This window comes from Streptomyces sp. ActVer (genome assembly GCF_027270795.1).
Classification (GTDB): Bacteria; Actinomycetota; Actinomycetes; order Streptomycetales; family Streptomycetaceae; genus Streptomyces; species Streptomyces umbrinus_A.
In genome coordinates this window covers 1-5,131 of sequence record NZ_JAPWHT010000604.1, presented here as the reverse complement: position 1 = coordinate 5,131, position 5,131 = coordinate 1, and the positions used below count along the sequence as shown (strand labels likewise).

The window sequence follows — 5,131 nt, the reverse complement described above, 5'->3', positions numbered from 1 at the left end:
CTGGGCGGGCCTGGGCCCGCGATCCGGTCCAGGCCCGCCCCATCCCGCCGGTGACCGCCGACGACACGGGCCGCGTGATCATCGTCGACCGTCCTGGAGCCGTCCAGACGCAGTTGCTCATCGGCCGCGTCGGCGCCGACCGGCACGACCGCGTGTGGCCCGCCCAGGTGCTCGGCACGTACTGCCTCGGCGGCACCCTCACCTCGCGCCTGGACCGCGTCCTGCGCGAGGAAAAGGGATACACCTACGGTGTGCGGGCGTTCGGCCAGGTGCTGCGCTCCGCGCCGGACGGGACGGGTGCCGCGATGCTCGCCATCAGCGGCTCCGTGGACACCCCGAACACCGGCCCGGCGCTCGACGACCTCTGGAAGGTGCTGCGCACCCTCGCGGCCGAGGGACTCACCGACGCCGAGCGCGACATCGCCGTGCAGAACCTCGTGGGTGTGGCGCCGCTGAAGTACGAGACGGCCGCCGCCGTCGCGGGCACCCTCGCCGACCAGGTCGAGCAGTACCTGCCGGACGACTTCCAGGCGACGCTGTACCAGCAGCTCGCCGCGACCGGCACCGTGGAGGCCACCGCGGCCGCCGTGAGCGCCTTCCCGGTGGACCGTCTGGTGACCGTCCTCGTCGGTGACGCCGCGCAGATCGAGGAGCCGGTCCGGGCCCTCGGAATCGGCGAAGTCAGCGTCGTGACAGCGGAGTAGAACGCGCACAGAACAGGGCCGTTCCGCGGAGAACCCAGGTGACCGAAGAGTCGCCTGGGTTCTCCTTTTGCCCGGACTTCAGCACCCGAACCGCTGGTTGTCCGTATTGATAGGGAGGTTGCCTGTCTGCCCTGTGGCATGCGCTACAAAACCCTTGATCCGTTTGTTGATTGAAAGACGCCCCGCTTAGCGTCGGTCCGGCTGTTCGTCAGGCAGTGCGCCGCGTCCGCGGCACCGGACAGTCATCGCCGAGTCCCCGTACGGCGCGAGCCAGGGGAGCCGGGGACCCATATGCAGTCCCTGGGGTGAATCGGACGCCCTTCCCGAAGGGGGTCCGTAGGAGACCTTCCTGCTCCGAACCCGTCAGCTAACCCGGTAGGCGAGAAGGAAGGAAAGGACCAGCCACTTCATGGCGTTCACTCGCGCCGCCGGGAAGCACCGTCGTCCCAGCCGTATGAAGCGCACGACCAACCGGACCGTCGGCGTCGCCGCACTCGCCACCACCGGTGTGGTCGGCACCCTGGCTGCTCCCGCACTCGCCGCCGAGAGCCCGGCCGAGCAGACCCTGACCCAGGCGATCACCATCGGCGACTCGGTCGCCGACCAGATCGACGCGCAGGCCGCCGCCCAGCAGCAGGCCGCCGACGAGACCGCCGCCCGCGAGAAGGCCGAGGCCGCCGCCAAGGAGCGCGCCAAGGAAGCCGCGGAGAAGGCCAAGAAGGAGCGCGAGGTCAAGGCCCGCGCCGCCCGTGCGGCCGAGCGCGAGCGCCTGCTGAAGTCGTACACCGCGCCCATCACCGGCTCGTACGTCTCCACCGGATACAAGGCCGGCGGCGCCGTCTGGTCCTCCGGCAGCCACACCGGCATCGACTTCCACGCCGGGAGCGGCACCGCCGTCCACGCGGTGGGCGCCGGCACCGTCGTCGAGGCCGGCTGGGGCGGCGCGTACGGCAACCAGGTCGTCATCAAGATGAACGACGGCACCTACACCCAGTACGGGCACATGTCGTCCCTCGGTGTCTCGGTCGGCCAGACGGTCACCCCGGGCCAGCAGATAGGCCTCTCCGGGGCCACCGGCAACGTCACCGGGCCGCACCTGCACTTCGAGGCACGGACGAGCGCGGAGTACGGCTCGGACATCGACCCGCTCGCGTACCTCCGCCAGCGCGGCGTGAACGTCTGACGGCAGGCGACCGCTCTCCCGCGCGGACAGCCCTCCAACGCGGACACCTCTCCCGAAGGCCCCGGCTCACCGAGCCGGGGCCTTCGCTCGGTTCTGATCACTTCCTGATGACGTCTCGACCACTTCCTGACCGACTTCACACCGGACGACTGCCTGTTCAGAAGCGGGGTGTGTCCAAAAAATAGCCACGGATTCCGGTCCGCCATCGGAATTTCCCGTTCTCTGCAATAGAGTCACCGAACAAGCGTCAATCGACCGCGTTTCGCGGGGGTTAAGGCGGAGGTCCGGTCATGCGTATTCCCGCGCACTCGGTATGCACGGCGATCCGTGACGACATCGTCGCGGGTGTCTACGAGCGCGGCAGCCGGCTCACCGAAGAACTGCTCGCGCGCCGGTACGGCGTCTCGCGGGTCCCCGTGCGGGAGGCTCTGCGCACGCTGGAGGCGGAAGGCTTCGTCGTCACGCGCAGGCACGCGGGCGCGTGCGTCGCGGAGCCCACCGAGCAGGAGGCCGCCGACCTCCTGGAGATGCGCATGCTGCTGGAGCCGCTGGGTGCCGCACGTGCAGCCCAGCGCCGCACCGAGGCACACCTCAAGGTGCTGCGCGGCCTGGTCAGGCTGGGCCAGGAGCGGGCCAGGAGGGGCAACAGCGAGGATCTGCGCTCCCTGGGCGGCTGGTTCCACGAGACGCTCGCGCAGGCCTCCGGAAGCCCCGCGCTGACCTCCACGCTCGCCCAGTTGCGGCACAAGATCGCCTGGATGTATTCGGTCGAGGCGCCCGCCCACCCCGCCGAGTCCTGGGCCGAGCACGGCGCCATCGTGGACGCCGTTGCGCGCGGCGACAACGACCGGGCCAGGGCGATCACGGCACTGCACACCGAGCGGGCGATGGCCGCTCACCGGCTGCGCTTTCCCGGCGGCGGTGACCGCGCGGAGCGTGTGAGGACTTCGCAACATCCCGTAAACACGGCGGGCCTGCGGCATTAACAGTGGCGCCGTATACAAAGAGAGTTATTCGACGGGGTCTATTTCTGCTGCCCCTTTTTCCACGTGCCGGGAATTTCCGCGCACGTGATTTCCGCATGCGCGGAACCAGGATGAGTGGAACCCGATGCGGGGGCATGCGAAAAGCCCCGGCGCTGCTCGGCGGTGCGGCGAAAATCCGCGCGACGGCGTGACGTACGGACAAAACGGCGCGTGACCTGAAGACAGAAACGGCGGAGCCGCGTCACCCGATACGGGTCGACGCGGCTCCGCCGTACGCGGTCCGCGAGATCAGACGGTCTCGGGGAGCTCGTCGAGGCCCTCGGCGACCAGCTTCGCCAGGCGGTCGAGCGCGGCGTCCGCGCCCTCGGCGTCGGAGGCCAGGACGATCTCCTCGCCGCCCTGGGCGCCGAGGCCGAGAACCGCGAGCATCGAGGCGGCGTTGACGGGGTTGCCGTCGGCCTTGGCGATCGTCACGGGGACGCCGGAAGCCGTGGCGGCCCGGACGAAGATGGAGGCGGGACGGGCGTGAAGGCCCTCGGCCCAGCCGACGTTGACGCGGCGCTCAGCCATGTGATGCTGCCCTTCAGGTGTCTCACGGTTGTCTAGACCATTGTTCCATATCGTGAAGCGTGCCCCGAGCGGCTGCGGATTCCGGGCCCGAGGCGGCTTCGGTCACCCAAGACTGCCTCGCGCCCCTGCCGGACGCGAGCCCGCCGTCGCCGGGATGTGAACGCCTGGGGCGTGACCCCGTGGAACACGAACCACGGGACACGTACCGACACGTACCCGGGACATGAACCCCCGCGACCAGGACCGGCCGTTGTCGGACCCGAGCCGTACTCTGGGCCCCATGCAGACCTCGCCGGACCGGCACGAGTACCCCGCTCACTGGGAGGCCGACGTCGTGCTGCGCGACGGCGGCACCGCGCGCATCCGGCCGATCACGGCCGACGACGCCGACCGCCTGGTCAGCTTCTACGAGCAGGTGTCCGACGAGTCGAAGTACTACCGCTTCTTCGCGCCGTATCCGCGCCTGTCCGCCAAGGACGTCCACCGCTTCACGCACCACGACTTTGTGGACCGGGTGGGACTCGCGGCCACGGTCGGCGGCGAGTTCATCGCCACCGTACGCTACGACCGCATCAACGCCGACGGCCTCCCCGCCTCCGCCCCCGCGGACGAGGCCGAGGTCGCCTTCCTCGTGCAGGACGCCCACCAGGGCCGCGGTGTGGCGTCGGCCCTGCTGGAGCACATCGCGGCCGTCGCCCGTGAGCGCGACATCCGCCGCTTCGCCGCCGAGGTGCTGCCCGCCAACAACAAGATGATCAAGGTGTTCACGGACGCCGGGTACCAGCAGAAGCGCCACTTCGAGGACGGCGTCGTACGCCTGGAGTTCGACCTGGAGCCCACCGACCGCTCGCTGGCCGTGCAGCGCGCGCGGGAGCAGCGGGCGGAGGGGCGCTCCGTGGCCCGGCTCCTCGCGCCGGGCTCGGTCGCCGTCATCGGCGCGGGCCGCACACCCGGGGGAGTGGGCCGCAGCGTCCTGGAGAACCTCCGCGAAGCGGGCTTCACCGGGCGCCTGTACGCCGTGAACGGCGCACTTCAGGAGAAGGAGCTCGGCGGAGTGCCGGCGTACAGCTCCGTCCGCGACATCCCCGAGCCCGTCGACCTCGCAGTCGCCGCCGTCCGGGCCGAGCGCGTCCCCGAAGTCGTCGCCGAGTGCGGTGAACACGGTGTGCAGGGGCTCGTCGTGGTCTCCGCGGGGTACGCCGAGAGCGGCTCCGAAGGCAGGGAGCGCCAGCGCGAGCTCGTGCGCCAGGCGCGTACGTACGGGATGCGGATCATCGGACCGAACGCCTTCGGAGTCATCAACACCTCCCCTGACGTGCGGCTCAACGCCTCGCTCGCGCCGGAGATGCCGCGCGCCGGGCGGATCGGCCTGTTCGCCCAGTCCGGCGCCATCGGCATCGCGCTGCTGTCCCGGCTGCACCGGCGCGGCGGCGGGGTCACCGGCGTGACCGGTGTGTCGACGTTCATCTCCTCGGGCAACCGCGCGGACGTGTCCGGCAACGACGTCCTTCAGTACTGGTACGACGACCCCGACACCGATGTCGCCCTCATGTACCTCGAATCCATCGGGAACCCGAGGAAGTTCACCCGCCTCGCGCGGCGCACCGCGGCGGCGAAGCCGCTGGTCGTCGTCCAGGGCGCACGGCACGGCGGGGCCGCGCCCCAGGGGCACGCCGTCCGGGCCACCC

Annotated in this window: 5 protein-coding genes and 1 riboswitch; of the genes, 4 read left to right on the top strand and 1 reads right to left on the bottom strand. The window is 70.6% G+C overall.

Annotated elements, in window-relative coordinates; translation table 11 throughout:
- The 3 genes from O3Q52_RS48675 to O3Q52_RS48665 form a co-directional block, all read left to right on the top strand.
- The coding region (locus tag O3Q52_RS48675) for a pitrilysin family protein (protein ID WP_269654862.1) at positions 1-704 on the top strand (704 nt) is incomplete at its 5' end.
- A gap of 236 nt (positions 705-940) precedes the next feature.
- Positions 941-1,101, top strand: a riboswitch (cyclic di-AMP (ydaO/yuaA leader).
- Positions 1,102-1,113: 12 nt separating this feature from the next.
- Positions 1,114-1,887 carry a M23 family metallopeptidase gene (locus O3Q52_RS48670; RefSeq protein ID WP_269654861.1) on the top strand — a complete coding sequence of 258 codons (774 nt, stop codon included), beginning with the start codon at positions 1,114-1,116 and terminating at the stop codon, positions 1,885-1,887.
- A gap of 290 nt (positions 1,888-2,177) precedes the next feature.
- Positions 2,178-2,873, top strand: a complete 696-nt coding sequence (locus O3Q52_RS48665; protein WP_269654860.1) for a GntR family transcriptional regulator — start codon at positions 2,178-2,180, stop codon at positions 2,871-2,873.
- Between the two features lie 288 nt (positions 2,874-3,161).
- On the opposite strand, the gene O3Q52_RS48660 is transcribed toward O3Q52_RS48665, so the two are convergent.
- Positions 3,162-3,443 carry an HPr family phosphocarrier protein gene (locus tag O3Q52_RS48660; RefSeq protein WP_121406547.1) on the bottom strand — a complete coding sequence of 94 codons (282 nt, stop codon included), beginning with the start codon at positions 3,441-3,443 and terminating at the stop codon, positions 3,162-3,164.
- A gap of 280 nt (positions 3,444-3,723) precedes the next feature.
- Between O3Q52_RS48660 and O3Q52_RS48655 the strand changes: the two genes are divergently transcribed.
- Positions 3,724-5,131, top strand: a 1,408-nt coding sequence (locus O3Q52_RS48655) for a GNAT family N-acetyltransferase (RefSeq protein WP_269654859.1), incomplete at its 3' end; no start/stop codon positions are given.